Below are 23,329 nucleotides of genomic sequence, written 5' to 3'. Positions count from 1 at the left end.
CTTTATGAGTAAATTGTCAAAGCAATAAAACAACACACATGTTCACTCCCAATCACTATAAAAACGAAGACATCAACGAAATCAAAGATTTCTTGGTCAATAATAGCTTCGGAATTCTGGTAAATCAAGTTGATGGAAAACCGTGGGCAACTCATATTCCTTTAGAATTGGATGTAGATTCCGAAGGAAAAGATATTCTTGTCGGGCATATAGCGAAGGCCAATCCGCAATGGAAACACTTCAAAGAAGATTCACAAGTACTCTGCATTTTTAATGGCCCACATAGCTATGTTTCCTCATCATGGTACAAAGAGGAAGAAGTACCTACTTGGAATTATATTGCGGTTCATGTCTACGGGATTTTAAAAATCCAAACAGAGGAAGCTTTATTAGAGTCGCTACACCAACTGGTTGACAAATATGAGGCAAATTCAAAAAAACCCGTTTCATCGCGTGATATGTCAGCCAAGACAATGCGCCAAATTAAAGGCGTAGTTGGTTTTGAAATAAAAATAGAAGACATTCAAGCAACTTATAAGCTTTCGCAAGGGAGAGAACACGACCATGCAAAAATCATTTCAGAACTGGAGGAAGGTGATGCCAGTTCTATAGCTGTGGCAAAAGCCATGAAAAAGAACAATACAGATTGAAATGAAGACTAAAATTAAACATGCTGTATTAGTTTATGTCATTCTTTGGGCACTAGGCTTTGTCATAGTTGTTCTACTATTAAGCCGTGGAGATCGGAGCCTTTTAGACAGTGCTAAATTCTTTTTTGAAATTGCTGACAATAGAAATTTCCTAATCGGATTTCACGTCATTTTCTTATTGTGTTATGCTCTTTTCTTAGGCGCTAAACACTTTATTAGAGTTTATCATTCGAGAGGAAAAGGCATCGCCTTAAAACAGATTTCGTATCGATTTGCCCTTCCCCTTGTATTAATTTTTGTTGGCTATAAAACCCTTGTATTTGCGAATGCCTATGAGGGGTTTTCCTATCAATGGGATACTTCCGCCATGAACGAAACAGGAGTAGTCAACAATCTGTATGAAGTAGACCAAAAACATCGTGGCATGAGTGTTTTTGGCTGGTCAAAGGACAATACAAAGGCTATTGATGATCTTGTTCGCGCAAATGTAGAGTGGGTTGCTGTGGTACCTTTTTTATTTCAAAAAAGTGAAAGGACCAAATTAGTTGATATTCCAGATAATCCAAAAATTTATACGAGAAGAGATTCCAGTCATATCAGGGCCATCCTTGATTTACATCAAAAAGGAATTCGAGTACAACTAAAACCCCATTTACGGATGCACGACGGATGGCGTTCCAATATCACCTTAGATTCTGCCAAAGAATGGGATGCTTGGTTTGAATCTTATCGCACCAATATGTTGCGCTATGCCAGAATTGCAGCCGAAACAAATACCGAATTGTTCTGTATCGGAACCGAGCTAAAGACCTCCATCAAAAAACAACCAGAAAAATGGAATAGTCTAGTAGACGAAATACGGCAAATTTATAAAGGAGAGCTTACCTATGCTGCCAATTGGTATGATGAATACGAACATATTACATTCTGGAACAAGCTTGATTATATTGGAATACAAGCCTATTTTCCTCTCACAAAGGAAGAAAATCCTGATTTAGAAACCATTGAAAAGGGTTGGGAGAAACATCTAAAAACACTAAAAATTTTCCATAAAAAACACGAAAAGCCCATTCTATTTACGGAAGCGGGTTACAAGAGCGACGCAGATGCTACTATAAAACCCTGGGAATGGAGTCCGTTTTTAAGTGGTATTACCAAAAAAAAATCTGACAGAACACAGCAATTGGCCTATGAAGCCTTGTTTAAGCAAACTTGGAACAAACCATGGCTTGCTGGAATTTATTTTTGGGAATGGGATACTAGGACCACCGAAGAAAGTGCCAAAACAGATATTAATTTTTCGCCCCGTTTTAAGCCTGCGGAAAACGTAATGGCAAAGTGGTTTGGGAAAAACTCAAATGATAAACTTTAAAAGTTATTCTTATGAATAGTAGAAGAACATTTATCAAGAAAACTACGCTTGCAGCTGCGGCTATTTCAATGCCTTCTTTGTATGCTTGTGGAAATAAATCAAAAAGTAATATGCCTAAAATATCTTTGGCCCAATGGTCTCTAAATCGTGCGTTTTTTGCTAAAACACTTGACCCTGTTAACTTTGCTAGCATAGCTAAAAACGACTATGGAATATCCGCGGTCGAATATGTAAATCAATTTTACGCTGACAATGCGACGGATGAAAAGTTTTGGAATGAAATGGCGGTAAGAGCTTCAGATGAAGGAGTTCAGAGCTTAATCATGATGGTAGACGAAGAAGAAAAACTGGGTGATTTAGATACTGACAAACGAAAAAAAGCAGTTGAAGACCATTATAAATGGGTCAATGCTGCTAAAATATTGGGCTGCCATTCCGTTCGGGTAAATGCATTTGGCGAGGGAAGTCCTGATGAATTGGAAGCTTCATTGCTAGATGGAATAGGGAGGCTCACAGAATATGCTGCAAAGGAAGAAATACATATCATTATAGAAAATCATGGGCTACATACCTCGAATGCAAGTTTTATGACTGGAATAATAAAAGCAGTGGACAACCCTTATTTAGGAACTTTACCAGACTTTGGCAACTGGTGTCTAAATGCGGAATGGGGAAGTACAGAAACGGCAAAAAACTGTACAAATATTTATCCGCCAGATGAAGGTCTTAAGGAGTTTTTACCTTATGCAAAAGGAGTTAGCGCGAAATCATATGCATTCGATGCCAACGGAAATGAAACGGTAATTGAATATCCAAAGCTTCTAGGTATTGTCAAAAACTCTGATTTTGACGGACATATCGGAATTGAATTTGAAGGAGAAAACATGAGTGAACCTCAAGGTATTAAAGCCACCAAAGCTTTGATAGAAAGGATTTGGAAGAGTTTCATTTAAGAGCTATTCACCAAAAATCACACTGTATAGTTGGATAGGTTCTGTTTTTCCGCGGAGGGTGAGCTCCCCAATCTGGGCAAATTCAATAGGATTCTCTTTTTGCAATTCATTAAGTAGGTTTCCAGAAATTAAAGCTTGGGCATTGTATGCATTGCATTCAGATTGAATACGAGCAGTAGTATTCAAAACATCACCGGTATAAATGATGTCTTTTTTGATGATCCCGATTTCTCCGGTGGTTACCTCCCCAATATGATAGCCCGCTTTGAACTCTGGTACAGTTCCAAATTGGGTTAAATAGGTATCCTTCTTTTGCTCAATAACCTTATAGATTTTTTCAAAACAGCGAATACAATTGTTCTGATAAACTCCTTCCTTTTTTGTCCATGAAACTACTATTTCATCTCCTACATATTGATATATCGTACCTGAGGTTTCCAAAATGGCATCGGTCATATCAGAATAATATTCCTTTAAAAGATCAAAATACTTTTTATGACCTATATTTTCGGCTATGGTAGTGGAACCTTTCATATCCAAAAACATAAATATCCTAGTTTCGCAAAGAGGTCTGTGGTATTTCCCAAATAAAAAATTATATAGTACCCCATCACCTAGGTGCTGACTCATTTCTGAAAATAATATGGCTATGGCAACAGCAACACTTATATAGATGATAATACTCCAGAAAGCAAAACTGCCAGCAAATTTTTGTAGCTCACCAAACGCAAGATTCAGGTTCCCTTCAGTAAAGTTTATAAGACTGTTTAGGGTTGAAAAGATTATTAGAAAAAAAGAAATAAAGAACAGGTAGAACAACGTCTTTAAGGTGATTTTCACCCATAAAGGGTGTCTTATGAAACGTTTTCTCAACCAGAAAACTTCTATATACCCTTGAAGTAATCCGACTATGATACATACTACAAGACCAAATACGAAGTTCCCTTTAAAATCATATAGATTTCCGGTAGAAGGATAATATTCGTTGTTTCCTATTATTCCATATTCCACAAATGAATAAACCGATGAAAAAATAACCCAGAAAGCCACAAATGGTAAGATCTGCTTAATCCGTCGTATGTTCCGTGGGTGCATCATATTGCCGTAAATATAAAAGTTTCAGGATAAGCAACTGATGAAAAAGTCTGTTTTTAGTAGTATCTTGAATTTAGAGTAGCTTTTTTGAATAAATGTCCTATTAATTTCCGATTGCTACGTCTTAAAACTATAAATAGTATCAACAAATGGCATACGATGAATTTTTAGCAGATAGGGCTAGGCAAGTACTAAAAGAGAAATCGGTTTCTTACTCTGAAAAGAAAATGATGGGAGGACTCTGTTTTATGGTGGATGATAAAATGTGTTTTGGAATGCACATTGATAAAGGCACGAATTCATCTCTCTTAATGGCACGTGTGGGAAAAAATAATTATGAAAAGGCCTTGGCAAAAGAACATTGTACTGAAATGAATTTTACCGGCCGAATAATGAAAGGCTATGTTTTTATAACCGAAAATGGCTTTGACTTAGATGATGACTTGAACTACTGGATACAAATGTGTTTAGATTTTAATCCTTTAGCGAAGAGTAGCAAGAAGCGAAAACCTAAAAAGAAGTAGGTAGTATTTCTCCTCTTGTAATAACAGCTTTACTATTCATCATCTCAATGAAATTCTTGTTGTCTTTGATAGCGACTTTAGCCCCATTCCAGCTATGCCATTGTAGAAAATAAGCAACTTTCCCTTTTAGCAAACTAGCGAATTCCATCATATCCCAATTGCCGTAGCCCGCTTCTCGTGGGCCTGATTCGGACATTACGATCGGCTTTCCTAGAGCTTTTAATTCTTCGTAATGAGGGAAATCCGGTTGATTTCCATAGTAATCCATTCCTACCAAATCTACATAATCATCACCTGGATAATAAGCCGTTACTGCTGCATACCAAGTTTCGCTAGGCACAACAGAATACGTCCAAATTAGATTGTCTAATCCATAGTCCCATCGGAAAGTATTGTATAAATCAATCCAAAGGGCTTTGTAATCAGCTTCGTTGGTCTGTTGATTTCCATTGGCATTGGTTCCCCACCAAAAGAAATCTCCATTCATTTCATGAAAAGGGCGCCAAATTACCGTAACACCAGCGTCTCGTAACTTTTGCAAAGCACCAGCAACTTTATCAAGTTCTGTGCGATAGCTCGTCCATGCTTTTGTTTGTGACTGGTCTTTCAATAAAGACTTTAGATTGATTTGATCACTATCATTTACAGTGTCCCAATAGACATCTACTGCATCTACAAAGGGGTTATCAGCATGCCAGCTTACGGTAACTAAACCCCCTTCACGCCAATGGTCAATTAAGGTTTGAACTGGGTAATTGTCACCTTCAAACCATCCAAAATCTGCACCTATTAGCCCCACATGCCTACCAGTTTCATCGGCCAATTGGTCTACATAGGTATTGTAATACCACCAGGTAGAATCAGGGGCATCACCGCATTGCTGCCCTACAATGAGTTGCTCGTTAGCAATTAGGGATTCAAAATAAGTGAGTATTGTTTCCTTATTTCGGTCATCAAAAACAGGCCCCTCAGGGATATTTGAAGATTCAGATTCTTCTATCATATCAGTATTCGCGATAGTTTCAATACCATTTATATTGTCCTCTGGGCTACAGGCAAAAACCAAGAGCAGCCCAAGTAATGGAAGTATTCTTTGCATCTTGAAGGGATTTTGCGGTCTTATTTTCTATTACAAGAATCATTCCGAAAGTTAAAACGAATATATCGTATCTTTCAAATACGATGCATTTGGTTCTTAAAATTTTATTCATTCTAGCTCTTATGAAAGGTACTCCCCTATTTGATTTCAATGACAAAGTAAGTATTGAAGATTGGAAGGTAATCAATGATGGTGTTATGGGAGGTTTGTCGCAAGGCGTATTTTCTATCAACTCTGAAGGACATGGATTTTTCAGAGGAATTGTTTCCTTAGAGAATTATGGCGGATTCTCCTCTGTCCGTTATCGCTTCGAAATCCGAGATACTTCGGAATTCAGCAAAATTCAAATACGCTTAAAAGGTGATGGAAAACCGTATCAGTTTCGAGTAAAAGCGGATGCTAAACAAAGATACTCGTATATCGCAAACATCAAGACTTCGGGAGATTGGGAAACTCTTACTATTGATTTCTCAGAAATGTATCCCGCTTTTCGTGGACGTTTGTTAGACCTCCCAAATTACTCAGGAAAGGAAATGACAGAAATTGCTTTTTTAATCGGGAATAAAAAGGAAGAAAGTTTCGCCTTGGAAATAGATTACATCAAACTTAAATAAAACAATATTAGATTTTATTTTGAGTTTTTACTTTAGTTACACTCAAAATCGTATATCATGGCCAATGCATCTGCAATAAAATTTCTTCGGCCATTAACCTTGGATTTTCAAAAAGAAAAGTTGGTTGAAGAAAGAGAACTTCATAAAAATTACCATTGGAAAAAAATCATGAAGTTGCCCACACTACAACGTTATGTAGTAGTAATTGTGGCTTTTCGTGGGCTTGTACAAAAAAGAAATCCTGGCTATGATAATGGTCTTTGGCGAATTTTGGTTGAACATGATTTGAATTATATGCTCCATAAAGGAAATAAACAATTTCTCTACGAAGTCGCTGAGGAAATCAAAAAAGTTCGAGACATCAACACTTTACCTTTTAGCATTTGTTGGAAAGTGTTGATGAGCTTAGAGAAACATGAATTTTTCAGTTGTTTGTCGGTGCTTATCGAACATCTTTTCAAAAAGCATCTGGCGGTAGAAAACGAATCACAGGCGCTTAAAAAGTTCATGAACCAAATCGCCAATCAATTTGATAATACCTCGAAAAGTAGTTCCGAAGACTTACAAAGAGAGGTATATCACCTTCACAACCATTTTGGATTTACTGAAAACCAAAAAACAGAATCCCCATGGGGCACCTATTTTGTGGATACCCAAGAAGAGGAAGAAGCTTGGCATCGCTTAGACCAGAAAACAAAAGCGGTTATGCAGCAATATGAAGATGACCTTTTTTATGACCGCAGTCCCAAACCTTCTCAAGTTCAAAAGAATGAAACCATAAAAGCCGTTCAGAACTCTAACTTGAACAAAAAGCACAAAAAAGCACTTATCGATAGTATTCGAAAGAAGGGCTGACTTGTTACGAATTGTTTGATGGCGAAAAATGCCTTAGCCGTTGATGTCTACCCAACACTTTTGGATACTTCCAGTAATAAAGATAATTTTCATATGCTGCTTTTTTTCTAAATCACACCTATATCATCTCAACCACCTCACTCAAAGCTCGTCTAGATTTTGGCTTTTTACTCGGTTGATTGAAATCTTCTGGGTCTCTGTACCCGATTGCAACAGCTACTATAGTGGCATAATCGGTGTTGCCTAATATCCTATCATAATTTTCGGGTTCAATTCCTTCCATAGGGGTTGCGTCGATTCCCATTTCAGCACAAGCACTTAGCAAGACGCCAACGGCTAAATACACTTGACGGTCAAACCAGGACTTAATTTCGGCTTCCGGCAAAGGTTTTATGAACTCTTTGTAATAATCTACGGCTCCCTTTGGAAGCTCTTTTTCAATTTGCGTCTCAAAAACTTCTAAGTCATTAACTCTGCTAAATACGATTACGGTATCACTGTCCAACACTTTCTCCGTATTTACCCAAGATACTTCTGAAAGTTTTTCCTTGACATTAGTATCCGATACAAATGTAAATTTCCACGGCTGACTGTTTATCGATGATGGACTCAATTGTAAAATGCGCTTAAGCTCTTCGATTGTATTCTTTTCAATTTTCTTGGTTGCATCGTACTTTTTTGTGGTATAACGCTGCTCCATTGCTTGTATAAAACTCATATATGCTTATTTAACTATATTTTTTATAGTTGCAAAAATAAGTATAGTAATTTATCTTTGCAATAACGGTCAAAAAGGATAGTATGTATCATGTATGAATTTAACGGAAAAGAATACCCATGTTGCGCAAGTTTGACCATGGGTATTATTGGTGGAAAATGGAAAACCGTAATCTTATTCTATCTGATAGATGGGGCTCTTCGGTATAACGAGCTGCGGAAGAAAATGCCCACTGTGACTGAACGGACTTTGAGTTTGCAGTTAAAAACCTTAGAAGAAGACGGAATAATCAAAAGAAAGGTGTACACTTCCAAACCACCTTTGAAGGTTGAATATTCCCTTACCGACCTCGGCCAAACTTTAGTGCCCGTAGTCAAATCCATTTCTAACTGGGGAGAAAAGCTAGCCAACTCACAGAAAGTTTGATACATTATCCGTTAGTCACCTGCAATGGCGCTACCAAAGATACCTACCCCCAATTCCATTCAAAGTAGTACTAAACATAAAAGCACCAAAGCTATTAGTAGGCGTCTGTAGGTGCTATTCGGAATTTTTCGACTAAAAAGTTCAATTAATAATGCTGTTGCGAAAAGTAAAAACGCCGTAATTACGAAATCACCCAATCCCCAGTTGACCTCTTCTGTGAATTGCATGGCAACTAGTGGAATCAATAACATCACTCCAATGATGACCAAGAGTACTATAATTCGTTTCCAAGAGGGTTTCATTTGAGCTTTCCTTACGCTTTCAATACGTTTGAAATAATAGATTTAAACATCGAAATCCCAGTTTCCAATAGCTCATCTGGAAAATCGTAATCTGCATTGTGCAGGGCGGGAGTATCTAAACCAGCCCCCAATCCAAACATGGCTGTTTTGTAATCCCGTGAAAACCATCCGAAGTCTTCACCGAATTTAAAGGGGTATGGTCTCTTTATGATTTGGAAATTGTTTTCTAGCGCTGCTTTCGCAACGTAAGCATTACTGTCTTTATCATTGGCCGCTGCAGGAAAATATTCAAGCCATTCGATTTCAAAAGCTAGTTGATGTTCTTCGGATAGCTTTCGTACAGTAGCATGTATTTGAGACTTTAAAGCGGACATCTGCTCCCCACTCCATGTTCTCATTGTATAATGCAACTCTCCATTTGCGGGAGAAATACCATAGGCTTTTTGTCCCATATTAACATGTACGGGAGTTATCAGAGTGAAATTCTCATCTTCAGGTTTTGCTACTTCCAGTTGTGAAAAAGCTCTTATCATCTCAGAAAGCGCCAATGCGGGATTTACCCCATTCTCCGGCTCCGCTGCATGTGATTCTTTTCCTTTTAGACGTATGATAAAACTTTGAACTTCCGCAGAAAAACCTTTTTGCATTAGAATAGTGCTGTGCAGCGGTTCTTTAGGGATATTGTGAAGAGCAAATACATAATCCGTTTTTAGGCTTTTAAAGCGTTCATCTTGAAGTACCCGATATGCTCCTTCCCCATTTTCTTCAGCAGGTTGAAATAAGAGAATCACTTCTCCTGATTCAAATGATTGGTTCTTTAACCAAAAAATCAAACCGGAAACGATAGCCATATGACCATCATGTCCGCATTTATGGGAAACCCCTTTGTTTTTTGATTGATGTTCAAATTGATTCTCTTCTTGAATCGGAAGCGCATCTAATTCACAACGAATGGTAATCGACGGACCTTTTTTAGGGAATTTAAAAATAGCTACTAGCCCTGTACCACCTAAATTTTCAAGTATTTCCGTGGGATGGTGTTTTTCAATAAAATCCCGTATCCGTTTAGCGGTTTCATACTCAAAACCCGATAATTCAGGATTTTCATGAAGTGTCTTTCGTAAATGTACTATTTCAGAGTTCATCAAAAAGCTATTCATCAAAGCTACTAATACACATGATAGTCTCCCCTTTGCTTACTGGCGGAGTGCCTATTTTGTATAAAATAATTCCTGCTTTAGGTGACCTTATTTCAGATAGTAATTTTCCAAACTCATCTTTGATGATACCAACTAGCTCCCCTTTTAGAACCGTGTCTCCTGCGAGGTGTACACTATAAAAAATACCTTCCTGCGGCGAACTTATATAGTCTTGGCTATTCAGCCAAATTCTCGGTGTATCGATTTCAGTAGCATTGTCGTAAATACCCATCTTATTGAGCATATTGTACACTCCGGTTTTTATCAAATCAACCATATCTTGCTGTACATTGCCCAACTTGCCCGCTTCGATGCTAATTCCAGTTTTTCCATCTTGTACGGCTTGTTTAAAAACATATTTGGCCGGGTCGCTGTCCTTTAAAGTGTATGGATAGGAAACGATATATTCAAAACCACTAACCTCCGAAAGCTCTTTAGCCAATTGAGTTTGTTTGGGTTTGCGCTCATTGTTGTAATAACAAATAAAAGGCAACAAATCTTCACTGGCATCTCCCCCATGAATATCTAAAAAAACATCGGTTTTCGGAATAATCTCTGTGGTAATTAAATTCGCAATTTGTTGGGTTACCGTACCTTCTGAATTTCCAGGAAAGGCCCCGTTCAAATTGACCCCATCGTTAGCATTCTTAAAAGGCGTACGTGTAAAAAAGGAGTTGGTACTCGCAATGGGAATAACGATTAAAGTACCCGTCAACTCCGTTGCTTTGATGTCTTGCAACAATCCTTGCACAGCCATTATAGGTGGATATTCATACCCATGCACGCCAGCAACCATGGTGAAAACCGGGCCTTCTTTTTCACCCTTGATAATCGAAATGGGTAAGAAAGTGGTATTGCCATCGGAGTCGTTAAAATCGATACGAATATTTTCTACGGATGGACGACTGGTTTTCTCGTAAGTCTTTTGAAAGGCACTTTGTGCGGAAACCGATGGAATGGAAAAAGAAACGAATAGGACCGTGATTGCTTTAAGGATAACTTTGTGTATCATATATTTTTAAAATTAGGACTAGTAGTAATACTAAGTTAAATACTTTTTGAATTGCAAAAATGGTTTAAATCTGTAAACTTATTTTAGGACGAGACAGCTGGGACGGCACTCGTCGCAGACGAGCGCTAGCGGGGTTTTATTTAAGTAAGTCGATAACTTCCTGATCGGTAGTACCCTTCATAGTTTCAATATTTTTTTTCAAGATTGAATTACTTTCCATTTCATCGGTAAATTCCTTGCATACTTTAAAAATACTCTCGGATAATTTCAAAACTTTTGGGTCCTCCAATTCTGAATTTTCTAATATTTTGAAAATATCAGAAACAAGGTTAGTCGATAAAGTATTTGTAGTACCAATCGAGTCCATTAGGCCATGGAGAAGTATGCTTTTCTTTTTTATTTTTCCCATTCTCTCATTAATTTTATCTGATAGTATTTTTGCATTATTGAAACATAAATTTGAGTAGGCAGTTGTATACTTTTCTTCGGTATCAATTCCTTTCTCATCTTCAATAAACTTTTTTAGCTTATTTACAACACTATTGTTCATCTTGCCAATGCCATATGTAAACGAATTAAACTCCAAATCGTGAAGAAATTTATTTCTAAAAATCATTTGGAGCTCCAAGTTAAAATGTTCCTCTTTCGATAGAATGTTCAAATCAAAAAGTAAATCAATTTTACTTTTAAATGGAATGCCTGCTTTGTTTCCAAAGTTCTTTGTTCTTTCCTTATCGAAAATCGCCAAGTAGGAAAGCAATAAACTATTAACTACACTTTCGATTTTAAGAGAATTTCTTAATACTTCTGACCTCAAAGCCATGTTTAAATTATCGTTCATTAGTTTTCTAATAAAAGCTTGTTTAAATACATCACAAAATATAATCCCTTAAAAATAGAGAACGTCTAGCGAGATGTAAAACCTATATCAAAAAGAAACCCTAATACAAAAGCATCAGGGCATTAATTAAACCTTTTCCAACCTAGGTAGGTCTCGACTGCGCTCGACCGGACATCTAGTTGCTAAGCCTCCAAAGCCTTCTTCACCATTACTTTAGCCAAATGTGCCCGATATTCCTCATCGGCAAAATGGTCGCTCATCAACTCATCTTCCATTCCATCAACTGCATGTGATGCAGCATCTGAATTGCCCGAATAGGCATTTTCTACGGCGGTTGCGCGATAGGGTGTTCCTGCTACTCCAGTTACTCCCACTTTGACGGCATCGCCTTCCTTAACTGCGGCTACGCCCACGACTGCAAAACGTGAAGCGGACTGAAAGAATTTTTGATAATTGCCATTCGCTACTTTAGGAAAACGAATCGCCGTGATGATTTCATCTTCTGCTATGGCCGTTGTGAAAATACCCAAGAAGAATTCCGTTGCAGGAATGGTTCTTTTACCACTCTTCCCTTCTACTTCTATTTTGGCATCACAGGCCAAAACTACCGCAGGGTAATCTGCAGCAGGGTCTGCATGGGCCAAGCTTCCCCCAATCGTTCCGCGATTACGGACTTGTATATCACCAATGTGTTTCGCGGTTTGCGCTAGAATATTCAAATCCGAATTTATCAAATCGGAGTTTACAATATCCGCATGGGTACAATTCGCCCCAATGACAATCTCATTACCATCGGCAGTAATGGAATTCATTCCTGAAATGCCGCTGATGTCAATCAATATTTCCGGACGACTTAAGCGCAACTTCATGGCGGGAATCAAACTATGTCCCCCAGAAAGCAATTTTGCATCATCGCCGTGCTTGTCAAGCAAACTAATTGCTTCACTCACGGAAGATGCTTTTATATAATCAAATTTTGCTGGTATCATTTTTACTGTGTGTTTTAATTTAAATGTTCTCTTACGAGTACTATTGGAATTTTAAGAACCATTGTTTTTAAAAAGCTATACGCTTTACGCTGCACGCTGTACGCTTTTAATATTTGCGTGAGGCGCAGAGCGTTTAGCGTGCGGCGCTAATTTTGCATCGCCTTCCAAACGCGCTGTGGTGTCACTGGCATCTGAATATCGGTAACTCCTAAATGCGCTAAGGCATCTACTACGGCATTTACCACGGCTGGTGTTGAGCCAATCGCTCCTGCCTCACCTGCTCCTTTTACGCCTAATGGATTATGTGGGCAAGGGGTTGTGGTTCTATCGGTTTCAATCATGGGAACATCATCTGCTCTTGGCATCGCATAGTCCATATAGGAACCGGTTACCATTTGGCCCTCTCCGTCATACACGACTTCCTCTAATAATGCTTGGCCTACGCCTTGCACTACGCCACCATGAATTTGACCATCTACAATCATCGGATTCATTACATTACCCACATCATCACAAGCGACGAAACGTTGTAAGTCTACTTTTCCGGTATCTGCATCCACCTCAACCACTGCGATATGGGTTCCGAAGGGATAGGTGAAATTTGTCGGGTCATAGAAACTGGAGAAATCAAGTCCGGGTTCTACACCTTCCGGATAATCGTGTGGTACGTAAGCCGTCAAGGAGACATCTCCGAAGGAAATAGACTTGTCCGTTCCTTTTACTGTCCATTTGCCTTCTGCATATTCCAAATCTTCTTCGGCTGCTTCCAGTTTGTGAGCGGCTATTTTGGCTCCTTTTTCCAGCACTTTTTCTACACTTTTGATAATTGCACTCCCCCCTACTGCCAAACTCCGAGAACCATAGGTTCCCATTCCGAAGGCGACTTGGTCGGTATCCCCATGTACGATATCAATGTCATCCATAGGAATTCCTAATTTATCAGCTAGGAATTGCGCAAATACGGTTTCATGACCTTGTCCGTGGGAATGTGCTCCTGTAAATACAGATACTTTTCCAGTAGGTTGTACTCTAACATGCCCTACTTCGTAAAGTCCGGCGCGAGCGCCTAAAGACCCCACTACAGCTGAAGGTGCAATTCCGCAACCTTCTATATAGGTAGATATTCCAACTCCCAATAATTTTCCATTCTTGCGCGCTTCCGCTTGTTCCTTTCTGAAATCTTCGTAACCCAACATTTCTAATCCTCTTTTGAGAACTCCGTGGTAATTGCCACTATCATATTGCAATGCAACCTGAGTTTGATACCCAGGTTCTGAAGTTCCATTAAATGGAGGAATGAAGTTCTTATAGCGCAGTTCGGCAGGGTCCATATTCATTTCCTTGGCTGCCTTCGATACAATTCGTTCCAGCAAATAGGTAGCTTCAGGTCTTCCCGCACCGCGGTAGGCATCAACTGCAACCGTATGTGTAAAGGGTGCTACAACATTTAAATGAATTAAAGGAGTCGTATAAACTCCTTGAAAAAGTGTTCCATGTAAATAGGTTGGAACTGCCGGTGCAAAAGTCGAAAGGTAGGCGCCCATGGCACAATACTCATCCGTTAGGTGTGCAACGATTTTTCCGTTCGCATCAAAGCCCATTTTAGAATGGACGATATGGTCACGCCCATGTGCATCGGTCAAAAAAGCTTCCGTTCTGTCGGATGTCCATTTAATAGGTCTTCCGATTTCCTTCGATGCCCAAGTCAATAAGGCTTCTTCCGTATAATGATATATTTTACTTCCAAATCCACCACCCACATCATAGGATACCACACGCACTTTATGCTCGGGAATTCCCAAAGCAAAAGCGCACAATAGTAATCGCACCAAATGCGGATTCTGAGTACTGGTATATAAAGTCCATTTATCTGCATTTACATCGTAATCTGAAATATAACTTCGTGGCTCAATAGCATTCGGAGCTACACGATGGTTCTTGTAGGTCATCTCCGTAACATGATGGGCATTCGCTAAAGCCGCTTCTACCTCTGCCCTATCATTGCCAATACACCAGTCAAAAGCGGCATTATCTCCCCACTGGTCATGGACTTTCGGCGCACCAGGCTCCATTGCTTTTTTAGGACATGTAACTGCTGGTAAAGCTTCATAACTCACTTGAACCAATTCGGCAGCGTCTCGCGCCAACTCCAAAGTTTCGGCAATTACAATAGCGACTGCTTCCCCCAAATGATTGATTTTGTCTTTCGCCAAAAGCGGATGCAAAGGCTCACGCATTGTCTCACCATTCTTGAAATCGACTTGCCATCCACAAGGAACTCCGAATGTACCACAAGCATCGCCACCCGTATAAACGGCCACGAACCCTTCTGCTTTTTCAGCAGCGGAAGTATCTATACTCAGCACTTTTGCATGTGCATACGGACTTCGAACAAAAGCCGCATGGGTCATTCCGTGCAGTTTGATATCATCGGTATACTTACCAGCCCCTTTTAGAAATCGAGCGTCTTCTCTTCTTTTTACAGGTTTTCCTATATACGTTTCCATAGCTTATGCATTTATTTTTTCAGCGGCTTGCTGTATCGATTTGACAATGTTGTGATAGCCCGTGCATCGGCAGAAGTTACCTTCGAGTCCGTGCCGTATTTCTTCTTCGGACGGATTCGGATTGTTCTTTAGGATATCGGCTGCGGTCATGACCATTCCAGGTGTACAGAATCCACATTGTAATCCATGATTATCTTTAAAAGCCTCCTGAATCGGATGCATTTCATTTCCGTCGGCCATTCCCTCAATGGTTTTGATTTCACAGCCATCTACTTGAACCGCTAGAAGCGTACAAGCCTTAGCAGCAGCACCATCCACATGAACGGTACATGCACCACATCCGCTGGTATCACAACCGATATGTGTACCAGTAAGGTACAACGTTTCCCTAAGGTATTGAGCTAAACTTATGCGCGGCTCGATATCATGGTTATACGTTTTACCATTAATCTTTACTGAAATTTGCATATGTAATAAGATTTAAAGTGTTTCTCGTTAAAATAAGAGGTCAAATTACATTCTTATGTCACATCGAGCGCCGTCGAGATGCGTTCAAAACTGTCCGTTGTTTGTTCTCGACTCCGCTCGAAATGACAGTGGAAGTCATTTGACCATACTGGTCTATCAAGATAAAAAGAAGAGTTGGTTTATTACAATTATTTTGAGAAGAATTTTGACAATTTCTCAATTAATTGGGAATTTGCTTAATTACTTCATAAGGGAAGGCTAGCAAAGTTGCCTGTTCAGCAAATTCCGTTTCCTTCGGAGTTGCTGCAAAACCTGTTTTAGGCTTTCCAAATTATGTGCGGATGCGAGAACATCTATATAGGGAAGCGCTGTTTTCATACCGATAGCCTCAGGTGAAAAATCGGGACTTCCCGCCAAGGGATTCAACCAAATTACTTTTTTCGATTTTTTATAGATAGTCTTCATGGCCTCTTTCATGACCTCGGGCTCGCCGGTATCCCATCCATCGGATAAAATCAAGACGATGGTTTTCTTATCGAGCATACCATGACCATAGTTTTGGGTAAAGTCTTGAAGGCATGAGCCTATCGTCGTACCACCAGACCAATGAGGAACGCGCTCTGAAATGGTTCGGAAAGCTTTATCAAACTCATTATTATCTAATATTTCACTAACCTTATGCAAGGCCGTACTAAAGACAAGCGTCTCTATTTTGTCATAGGCATTTTGAAAGGCATATATAAGGTGGATAAAAAAGCGACTGTATAAATCCATAGAACGGCTTACGTCACATAGGAGTACCAGCTTTAGTTTTCGGTTTTTCTTTTCGGAAAAAACCAATTGCTGAATCTCTCCTCCTTTGCGCATGTTCTGACGGATGGTTTGTTTTAAGTCCAGTTGTTGCCTTCTTTTCGATTTCTTTCGAAGCCTACTTTTTTGATGCGCCATCTTACGCGCCAGTTTTTGCAAAACCCGCATCATCAATCGCATTTCATCTTCACTTAAATCGAGGAAGTCCTTTCGTGTAAGCACTTCTAAATCACTAAAAGCAGCAATTTCTTTTTCTTCTTCGGAGGGACTTAAATTCAACCAATTTTTTAAAGCATCGAATTGTGCAGCTTTGGTTTTCTTTTCAGGTTTTTCTTTTTCTTCAGGAAGTTCTTTGACTTTGGAATCCGTTGCTTTTTTTAGTTGGTCTTTGAATTCGTAATAGTATTCATTGAACTTGGACTGTTGGAATTGGCTCTTCGTTAAAACTGAACGCAGTGCTTCCCGGAAATAGTCTTCCGAATTAATTGGTAGGTAAGAAATTGCTGTTAGCGCATCGGCCTCTTCCGTAGCGGTCAAATTGAAACTCTTTTTGCGCAGAAAACGACAGAGCAAAACTACGTTTGCGGAGAGTTCGGTTTGATGTGCTACGGTTGCTGGCATATCTTTACTTTATCTAAACGCAAGGGGCGCAAGAGTTTTTAAATTTAGTTTCCATTTTGCAAAGCCTTTTGAGCCGCCATTTTTCATTTACCCATGCCCTAAAGGGATTGAAAAATGGCTAACCTTATGGCAAGTAAGAAAAAGTCCTCCCTTTAGGGTCGGGGTAAAGACTTTTTCGATTCCATTACTATTTCTTTGCGCCCCCCTTGCGCTTTTCAACTTTGCAAACCTTGCGTTTAAATTACCCGCACAGAGCATCACCCAATCCGAGAAGTAACCCCAGTCCGCTCTAACAACTCTGAAAGTGAATCCACCGTATGTCGCATATCTTGCCAGTCTTTCAGAACAACACCTAAAGTGTCTTCAACTATTTGTTTATCTAAATGTGTTAAGTGCATGCCAGCCAGTGCTCTAGCCCAATCAATAGTTTCAGAAATACCTGGAGTCTTTTCGAGTTTCATTTCTCGTAATTCCTTCATGAAAGAACAGATTTGAACGCCTAATTTTTGGTCGATTTCTGGGACCTTGGACTTCACAATCGCCAACTCCTTTTCAAAAGTTGGGTAGTCAATCCATAGATACAAGCATCTTCTTCGAAGGGCTTCGGAAAGTTCTCTGGTTCGATTTCCTGTTAGGATAATTTGAGGTTTGTTGGTTGCTTTTATGGTTCCTATTTCCGGAATGGTTACTTGCCAATCGGAAAGTACTTCCAACAAAAAACTTTCAAACTCTTCATCCGCCCTATCAATTTCATCAATCAGCAAGACCGTTTTATCTGGATGTGTAATCGCATTCAAAACTGGTCTTTTCAAAAGAAACTTATCAGAGAAAATCGTTTCTTCTAGGGCTTTGACATCTTGTTCTTTACTCTCCTGCATCTTAAGATAGAGTAATTGGTGCTGGTAATTCCATTCGTACAAAGCATGGGTGCTATCCAATCCCTCATAACATTGCAGACGGATTAATTCTGTTTGCAGTGCCTTTGCCATTACTTTGGTTATCTCCGTTTTCCCTACTCCAGCGGGACCTTCAACCAACAAAGGTTTCTCCAACTTCATGGCTAGAAATATAGACATAGCAATAGCCCCATCATCAATATAGCCTTGCTCTTGTAGCATTTTTTTGATTTGGGAAAGTTCTTCACTCTTCATATACTATAAATTAATGCTAAGGGATTAAGATACCTAAATTCAATTGCTGTGACAAGTTTTGGATTCTAAATTGGTATATTTCCTTAGGATATAATTACTAGTAAATCTTAATAAATGAGTTGGATAAAAACAATCGATTTCGATAAAGCCGAAGGCAAACTAAAAAGCCTCTACAAGAGAGTAAAAGGTCCTGATAACAATGTGGATAATGTTTTGAAAATTCACAGTCTTCGTCCACATACGCTTGAGGGGCATATGGTCTTGTATAAAGCTGTATTGCATCATTCCGGAAACACTTTGCCTAAATGGTATCTAGAAGCTCTTGGATGTTATGTAAGCCACCTCAACAACTGTGAGTATTGCTTGGACCACCATTTTGCTGGACTACAACGTCTTCTTAATGATGATGCAAAATCAAATCAATTTTTGGAAGCTGTCAAGAATGACGCTCTAGATTCCTTCTTTGATGTAAAACACAACGATGGAGCCGCCTATGCTAAAAAGCTAACAATGAATGTTCAAAGTATCATTGAAGAAGACTTTGCCGCACTCAAAAAATCAGGATTCACCGAAGGCGAAATACTGGAAATCAATCAAGTCGTCAGTTATTTCAACTATGTGAATCGAAGTGTCATTGGATTGGGTGCTAGTACAAAGGGAGATATTTTAGGACTCTCCCCCAACCAAAATGATGACCCCGATAATTGGGGGCACTCTTAATTGTTTAAACGCAAGGTTCGCAAAGAAAAAGCGCAAAGGACGCAAAGAGTTTATAGCCGTCAAAAATTCTTAGCGAACCTTGCGAAACCCTTGCGCCCTTTGCGTTTAAAAAACCTTACAAATTATCCAACTGATTGCTACTCTTATCATCGCTGATAGTCCAAAAGAAACCTACCACGAAGAAAGCATCAGCAGTCGGACGAATAGCGCGGCGTTCAAAAATCCCATCCATATTTGGAGTATTGGCATATTGATAGCCGTTGACATTGCGAAACCCAGTTACATTACTCACGGAGAAAAACAGTATTTTTTGTGGGGCTATCAAATAGGCCCAATTCACGTTCAAGCTGTTGAGAGACCTCGTTTTTTCCGCTAAGAACTCTGGTGTATTCGGGTTGTCGTAAGGCCTACCCGAACCATAATTATAGGAGATTCCGACCTGTGACCGCCAATCTTCAACCCAATATTTGGTCACCAAGGAAAGACTATGTGTGGGGGCAAAATTAGGCGTGGCCCGCTCTGGGAAATCCCGGAAATCACGTTCTGTATCGAGGTAGGAATAGGATGCCCAATAATCTAGATTTTTGATGCTTTTATTATCCTTCCAGAAGATATCTATACCCGTAGCGTAACCACCTCCTAGGTTGTTGAACTGGGAATTTACTTGCGGCATTTGGGTATCGAATTTTACAAGTTGGTCATAATCCTTATAGAAAGCCTCTGCACGTAAAGTTTTTCTATCCGACAAGTATTGATAGTTGAAAATATAGTGTGAAGTCTTTTCAAAATTCAAGCTCTGGTCGAACTTTAGGGATTCACTCAACGGATTTTGATAGAAATCTCCATAAGCCAAAGAGAACTGCCCCTTATCACTGGTTTTATAAGCCAGAGCAATTCTTGGAGCGATATTGGCGTCCTCCAAAAAACTGGAATACTCTCCCCGTACACCAAGTTTCATCGCAAATTTGTTGCTTAAAAAAATATCCGCTTCGACAAAACCAGCACTAAGGTTATCATTAAATCCGGAATCCAAACCGAATCCGTCAGGAGTAGCAAATGTCTCTTCATAGTCCGAAATAAAGTGTTCCGCACCAATATTCAATTGAAATCGGCTACTAAAATTCTTCTTGACTTTAACTTTTATATGTCCTGCAGTTTCATTGCCATTGATATCATTCTCTCCAAAACCGATATCATTTCTATCGGAAGAAATACTGGCACCTGCCGTCATTGTCCATTCCTTATCAAAAAAATGCTTGTATGTACTATTGACGTAGAGGTTACTGTTCTTTAATTTAAAATTCACGAAATCCTCGAAATTGATATCCTCTTGGTCAACATCAACCTTAGCTTGATTGAAACCGGTATAAAATTTGAACATTCCTTTTTTGGTCTTGCTTCTAAAAACCGCCTCCCCAGCAATGGATTCGAAAGGTTTGTTCCATCTGGCACCCTGCTCGTTAGGGATTATCCAATAGTAGGGTGCTAGATTAGTATATTGTGCGTTGAAACTTAGGGATTTATTACCCCATATCTCTGTACGGCCCAAACTGGCACCTACCGAAAGTACCCCGATATCGGTTTTTTCTTGGTCTGGCTCATCGGTGGTATTTAAAAGAAGTACGCTAGAGAGTGCTTGCCCGTATTCTGCGGAATAGCCACCGGTACTAAATGTAATCCCCTTAAAAAGAAAAGGCGATAAACGACCTCGGGTAGGAATATTATTTGGAGTAGCATTAAAAAATTGAAAAACACGGAGTCCGTCGACAAAGACCTGCGTCTCCCCGCCACCGCCACCGCGCACAAATAGTCGACCGTCTTCGCTGATATTAGATGTACCCGGTAAGGTTTGCAGGGCCCCTACCACATCGCCAGCTGCTCCCGCCGTGGTTACAATATCTAATGGTTTTAGAACAGATACTTTGGAATTATCTCCCGCCTGAAAGCTTCCAGCAGTTAGGGTTACTCCTGTCAGTTGATTTATAGCTGCCAGTAGTTTAATATTCAAATCCTTTAAATAGGAAACATCTCCCGCTTGCATATAAGTATCAAATGAAATCATAGAAACAATAAGGTTCTGAGTTCCTGTTTCCGAAGTTTCAAAACTAAATTTTCCATTTTCATCAGAGGACGCTCCATCATAGGTACCTTCCAAATAGATGTTTGCTCCTTCTATGGGATTGTCTTTTCCATCGGTAATTGTTCCGGAAATGGTGGTCTGGGCGAGTATTATTAAGGAGTAAAATAAGAATGTGATTGTTAAGATTGGTTTTCTCATGACTGTTGCGTTAGCAACCCTAAATTCATTTCAGGGTCCGTTTGATTTGTTTGATGAAGCAAAAATGAGAACTATAAATAGCCAAGAAAAAACTGAATGACCGAACTGTAATTTTTCAGGACTGAATTGCAGTCGAATAATCAAATTACAATTCAGCTACAAAATTCGACAACTCAGTAATATGCATTTAAAAAGTCGAGAAGAGCATTGCATCTTTGGATCATCAGTAACGAATTAAACTATTAATCAACAGATTCCTGCCTTTACTGAAACAAGTTCAGCCCAAGCGCAGGAATGACATTAAAACTTACTTATCATGAAAAAACTAGGATTTATTATCGGAGCATTACTTATCGGTTTCACAGGAATTGCACAAGACAAAAAAGGAGTGACAGTAACTGTAACTGTTGAAAATGTACTGACTGAGGGAGGTACTATTCTCGCTGGGTTGCATACTGCAGATACCTTCATGAAAAGCAATGGCATCTTAACTGCCGAAGCTCCGGCGAAAGCTGGAGAAGTAACTTTAACTTTTGAAAACGTTGAACCAGGTCCTTTCGCCATAATGGTTATGCACGACGCAAACGACAACAAGCAGATGGACTACGAAGCGAACGGTATGCCAAAGGAAAACTATGGCACTTCAGGAGAAATGAATATGTTCGGCCCTCCAAGCTTTGAAACTTCAAAATTTGAAGTTACTGACGAAGACCAAGAAATCAGAATTCGCTTCTAGAACAAATTCATCAATCAAAAAAGTAAAAGCTTGCCGCAAGGTGAGCTTTTTTGCTTTAAAAAGTTAAGTTAAAACTATAAGTTAATCTTATGGTTTTTTGTATTTTTATGCATTAAAACTATCGCAATGACCATCACCCAATTACAATATGTTTTAGCTGTTGCTGAATATCGCAATTTCACCCTGGCAGCTCAGAAAAGTTTCGTAACCCAGCCTACCCTAAGCATGCAGGTACAAAAGCTAGAAGATGAATTGGATGTTCTTATATTCGACAGAAGTAAAAAACCTATCGGGATAACTGAAGTAGGTGATAAAATAGTAGCTCAAGCCAAAAATATTGTCAATGAGGCTTCAAGAATTACAGATATCGTAGATCAGGATAAAGGTTTTATTGGAGGAGATTTCATTTTGGGAATTATCCCTACAGTAATGCCGACTTTACTACCTATGTTTCTTAAGACATTTATCAAAAAATATCCGAAGGTGAATCTGATTATTAAAGAGCAAAGTACAGAAAGTCTAATTCGTAATATTCAAGATGGTCATATTGATGCTGCCATTGCAGCAACACCGCTTGAAATCGAATTCATCAAAGAGCGCCCTTTATATTATGAGCCCTTTGTTGGTTATGTACCTAGAAATCATAGGCTGGGTGCCTATGAGAGTTTAAAACCTGAAGATTTGGACGTTTCTGATGTGTTGCTTTTGCAAGACGGACATTGTTTTAGAGATGGCGTGATAAACCTTTGCAAGGCTCCAAAAGACTTGTCAAAAGAACATTTTCAACTACAGAGTGGAAGTTTTGAAACTTTAGTAAACTTGGCTGACGAAGATATGGGTATGACCCTGCTCCCCTATTTAAATACTTTAGAATTGGATGATGTCAAAAAGAAAAATTTAAAGTATTTCAACAACCCTTCGCCAGCGAGAGAGGTCAGTTTAATTTATCACAAAAGCGAATTGAAGATTCAAATTACCGAAGCTTTGCGTGACGTTATTTCAGGCATTGTAAGAGGCGCTATTGCCTTTCAAGATGTGAAGATAATTAGCCCTATAAATAAGAACTAAAAAACCCAGCCAAATGGCTGGGTTTTAGGTTATGCTTTTAAATAAATTAGACTTTCTTGTAATTCTGGTTTATCAGTTACGAACTGCTGTATCCAGAGTTTGAGTTCCTCAATTTCTTCGGGGAGTAAGTTTGAAATTGCTTTTTTAAGTTCTTTGCAAAAAAGCTTCGTATCGAAGCTCACTTTTTTGAGTACTGTTTTCGTGTACTCAAGCATTGCTCTAGCCATATTTCAAAATGTTTAATTAATTAGTAGTTCTTTGGGCGTCTCGACGTCCTAAAGTTAAACAGAAAAGTATATATGTTATTGCTGCATTTTTGTT

Annotated in this window: 24 protein-coding genes; 10 read left to right on the top strand and 14 right to left on the bottom strand. The window is 39.2% G+C overall.

What is annotated here, in order from left to right; all coding sequences use genetic code 11:
- Positions 1 to 38: 38 nt before the first annotated feature.
- The 3 genes from ACKWCD_RS00900 to ACKWCD_RS00890 are packed head-to-tail and all read left to right on the top strand — an operon-like array spanning position 39 to position 2,975.
- On the top strand, positions 39 to 650 hold the full coding sequence (locus ACKWCD_RS00900) for an FMN-binding negative transcriptional regulator (RefSeq protein ID WP_413982036.1): 612 nt from the start codon (positions 39 to 41) through the stop codon (positions 648 to 650).
- A 1-nt stretch (position 651) separates the two neighbouring features.
- Positions 652 to 2,022, top strand: a complete 1,371-nt coding sequence (locus ACKWCD_RS00895; RefSeq protein WP_413982035.1) for a glycoside hydrolase family 113 — start codon at positions 652 to 654, stop codon at positions 2,020 to 2,022.
- Positions 2,023 to 2,033: 11 nt separating this feature from the next.
- Positions 2,034 to 2,975 (top strand): sugar phosphate isomerase/epimerase family protein, encoded by a 942-nt coding sequence (locus ACKWCD_RS00890; RefSeq protein WP_413982034.1) that lies wholly within the window; start codon positions 2,034 to 2,036, stop codon positions 2,973 to 2,975.
- 3 nt (positions 2,976 to 2,978) lie between these two features.
- Here ACKWCD_RS00890 and ACKWCD_RS00885 read toward each other — a convergent pair whose 3' ends face one another.
- A complete protein-coding gene (locus ACKWCD_RS00885) occupies positions 2,979 to 4,073 on the bottom strand; it encodes an adenylate/guanylate cyclase domain-containing protein (protein ID WP_413982033.1) in 1,095 nt (364 codons plus the stop codon).
- A gap of 146 nt (positions 4,074 to 4,219) precedes the next feature.
- On the opposite strand from ACKWCD_RS00885, the gene ACKWCD_RS00880 reads away from it, so the two are divergent.
- Complete coding sequence (locus tag ACKWCD_RS00880; protein WP_413982032.1) at positions 4,220 to 4,594, top strand: TfoX/Sxy family protein; 375 nt, start codon at positions 4,220 to 4,222, stop codon at positions 4,592 to 4,594.
- On the opposite strand, the gene ACKWCD_RS00875 is transcribed toward ACKWCD_RS00880, so the two are convergent.
- Positions 4,581 to 5,693 carry a glycosyl hydrolase gene (locus tag ACKWCD_RS00875; protein ID WP_413982031.1) on the bottom strand — a complete coding sequence of 371 codons (1,113 nt, stop codon included), beginning with the start codon at positions 5,691 to 5,693 and terminating at the stop codon, positions 4,581 to 4,583. The genes ACKWCD_RS00880 and ACKWCD_RS00875 overlap by 14 nt on opposite strands.
- Before the next feature lie 122 nt (positions 5,694 to 5,815).
- On the opposite strand from ACKWCD_RS00875, the gene ACKWCD_RS00870 reads away from it, so the two are divergent.
- Together ACKWCD_RS00870 and ACKWCD_RS00865 are read left to right on the top strand one after the other, a co-directional pair.
- Positions 5,816 to 6,307 (top strand): CIA30 family protein, encoded by a 492-nt coding sequence (locus tag ACKWCD_RS00870; protein ID WP_413982030.1) that lies wholly within the window; start codon positions 5,816 to 5,818, stop codon positions 6,305 to 6,307.
- Positions 6,308 to 6,364: 57 nt separating this feature from the next.
- Positions 6,365 to 7,162, top strand: coding sequence for a hypothetical protein (locus ACKWCD_RS00865; RefSeq protein WP_413982029.1), 798 nt, complete (start codon positions 6,365 to 6,367; stop codon positions 7,160 to 7,162).
- A 118-nt stretch (positions 7,163 to 7,280) separates the two neighbouring features.
- On the opposite strand, the gene ACKWCD_RS00860 is transcribed toward ACKWCD_RS00865, so the two are convergent.
- On the bottom strand, positions 7,281 to 7,880 hold the full coding sequence (locus ACKWCD_RS00860) for a nitroreductase family protein (RefSeq protein ID WP_413982028.1): 600 nt from the start codon (positions 7,878 to 7,880) through the stop codon (positions 7,281 to 7,283).
- Positions 7,881 to 7,970: 90 nt separating this feature from the next.
- On the opposite strand from ACKWCD_RS00860, the gene ACKWCD_RS00855 reads away from it, so the two are divergent.
- Positions 7,971 to 8,306: a winged helix-turn-helix transcriptional regulator gene (locus ACKWCD_RS00855; protein WP_413982027.1), complete on the top strand. Its 336-nt coding sequence runs from the start codon at positions 7,971 to 7,973 to the stop codon at positions 8,304 to 8,306.
- Between the two features lie 59 nt (positions 8,307 to 8,365).
- Here ACKWCD_RS00855 and ACKWCD_RS00850 read toward each other — a convergent pair whose 3' ends face one another.
- The 9 genes from ACKWCD_RS00850 to ACKWCD_RS00810 form a co-directional block, all read right to left on the bottom strand.
- Entirely contained in the window at positions 8,366 to 8,608 is a 243-nt protein-coding gene (locus ACKWCD_RS00850) for a hypothetical protein (protein WP_413982026.1), read from the bottom strand.
- Between the two features lie 11 nt (positions 8,609 to 8,619).
- Entirely contained in the window at positions 8,620 to 9,753 is a 1,134-nt protein-coding gene (locus ACKWCD_RS00845) for an amidohydrolase (RefSeq protein WP_413982025.1), read from the bottom strand.
- A gap of 7 nt (positions 9,754 to 9,760) precedes the next feature.
- A complete protein-coding gene (locus ACKWCD_RS00840; RefSeq protein ID WP_413982024.1) occupies positions 9,761 to 10,819 on the bottom strand; it encodes a succinylglutamate desuccinylase/aspartoacylase family protein in 1,059 nt (352 codons plus the stop codon).
- 136 nt (positions 10,820 to 10,955) lie between these two features.
- Entirely contained in the window at positions 10,956 to 11,660 is a 705-nt protein-coding gene (locus tag ACKWCD_RS00835; protein ID WP_413982023.1) for a hypothetical protein, read from the bottom strand.
- A 182-nt stretch (positions 11,661 to 11,842) separates the two neighbouring features.
- On the bottom strand, positions 11,843 to 12,649 hold the full coding sequence (locus ACKWCD_RS00830) for an FAD binding domain-containing protein (protein ID WP_413982022.1): 807 nt from the start codon (positions 12,647 to 12,649) through the stop codon (positions 11,843 to 11,845).
- Between the two features lie 146 nt (positions 12,650 to 12,795).
- Entirely contained in the window at positions 12,796 to 15,156 is a 2,361-nt protein-coding gene (locus tag ACKWCD_RS00825) for a xanthine dehydrogenase family protein molybdopterin-binding subunit (protein WP_413982021.1), read from the bottom strand.
- A 3-nt stretch (positions 15,157 to 15,159) separates the two neighbouring features.
- The gene (locus ACKWCD_RS00820) at positions 15,160 to 15,624 is read right to left on the bottom strand and encodes a (2Fe-2S)-binding protein (protein ID WP_413982020.1); all 465 of its coding nucleotides are present in this window, start codon (positions 15,622 to 15,624) and stop codon (positions 15,160 to 15,162) included.
- Between the two features lie 258 nt (positions 15,625 to 15,882).
- Complete coding sequence (locus tag ACKWCD_RS00815) at positions 15,883 to 17,055, bottom strand: vWA domain-containing protein (RefSeq protein WP_413982019.1); 1,173 nt, start codon at positions 17,053 to 17,055, stop codon at positions 15,883 to 15,885.
- Positions 17,056 to 17,312: 257 nt separating this feature from the next.
- Positions 17,313 to 18,206, bottom strand: coding sequence for an AAA family ATPase (locus ACKWCD_RS00810; protein WP_413982018.1), 894 nt, complete (start codon positions 18,204 to 18,206; stop codon positions 17,313 to 17,315).
- A gap of 114 nt (positions 18,207 to 18,320) precedes the next feature.
- On the opposite strand from ACKWCD_RS00810, the gene ACKWCD_RS00805 reads away from it, so the two are divergent.
- Positions 18,321 to 18,926 (top strand): carboxymuconolactone decarboxylase family protein, encoded by a 606-nt coding sequence (locus ACKWCD_RS00805; RefSeq protein WP_413982017.1) that lies wholly within the window; start codon positions 18,321 to 18,323, stop codon positions 18,924 to 18,926.
- A 115-nt stretch (positions 18,927 to 19,041) separates the two neighbouring features.
- On the opposite strand, the gene ACKWCD_RS00800 is transcribed toward ACKWCD_RS00805, so the two are convergent.
- The gene (locus ACKWCD_RS00800) at positions 19,042 to 21,204 is read right to left on the bottom strand and encodes a TonB-dependent receptor (RefSeq protein ID WP_413982016.1); all 2,163 of its coding nucleotides are present in this window, start codon (positions 21,202 to 21,204) and stop codon (positions 19,042 to 19,044) included.
- A gap of 316 nt (positions 21,205 to 21,520) precedes the next feature.
- Here ACKWCD_RS00800 and ACKWCD_RS00795 point away from each other — a divergent pair, with 316 nt between their 5' ends.
- Together ACKWCD_RS00795 and ACKWCD_RS00790 are read left to right on the top strand one after the other, a co-directional pair.
- Positions 21,521 to 21,940, top strand: a complete 420-nt coding sequence (locus ACKWCD_RS00795) for a DUF2141 domain-containing protein (protein ID WP_413982015.1) — start codon at positions 21,521 to 21,523, stop codon at positions 21,938 to 21,940.
- Positions 21,941 to 22,066: 126 nt separating this feature from the next.
- Complete coding sequence (locus tag ACKWCD_RS00790) at positions 22,067 to 23,008, top strand: LysR substrate-binding domain-containing protein (protein WP_413982014.1); 942 nt, start codon at positions 22,067 to 22,069, stop codon at positions 23,006 to 23,008.
- 29 nt (positions 23,009 to 23,037) lie between these two features.
- Here ACKWCD_RS00790 and ACKWCD_RS00785 read toward each other — a convergent pair whose 3' ends face one another.
- Complete coding sequence (locus ACKWCD_RS00785; protein WP_413982013.1) at positions 23,038 to 23,235, bottom strand: hypothetical protein; 198 nt, start codon at positions 23,233 to 23,235, stop codon at positions 23,038 to 23,040.
- Between the last annotated feature and the right edge of the window lie 94 nt (positions 23,236 to 23,329).

Origin of the sequence: Maribacter taeanensis (assembly GCF_047345145.1) — a bacterium.
In the GTDB taxonomy this organism is placed as follows: domain Bacteria; phylum Bacteroidota; class Bacteroidia; order Flavobacteriales; family Flavobacteriaceae; genus Maribacter_C.
Note: the sequence above shows the minus strand (reverse complement) of the source record. Positions and strands in the feature narration are given on the sequence as shown.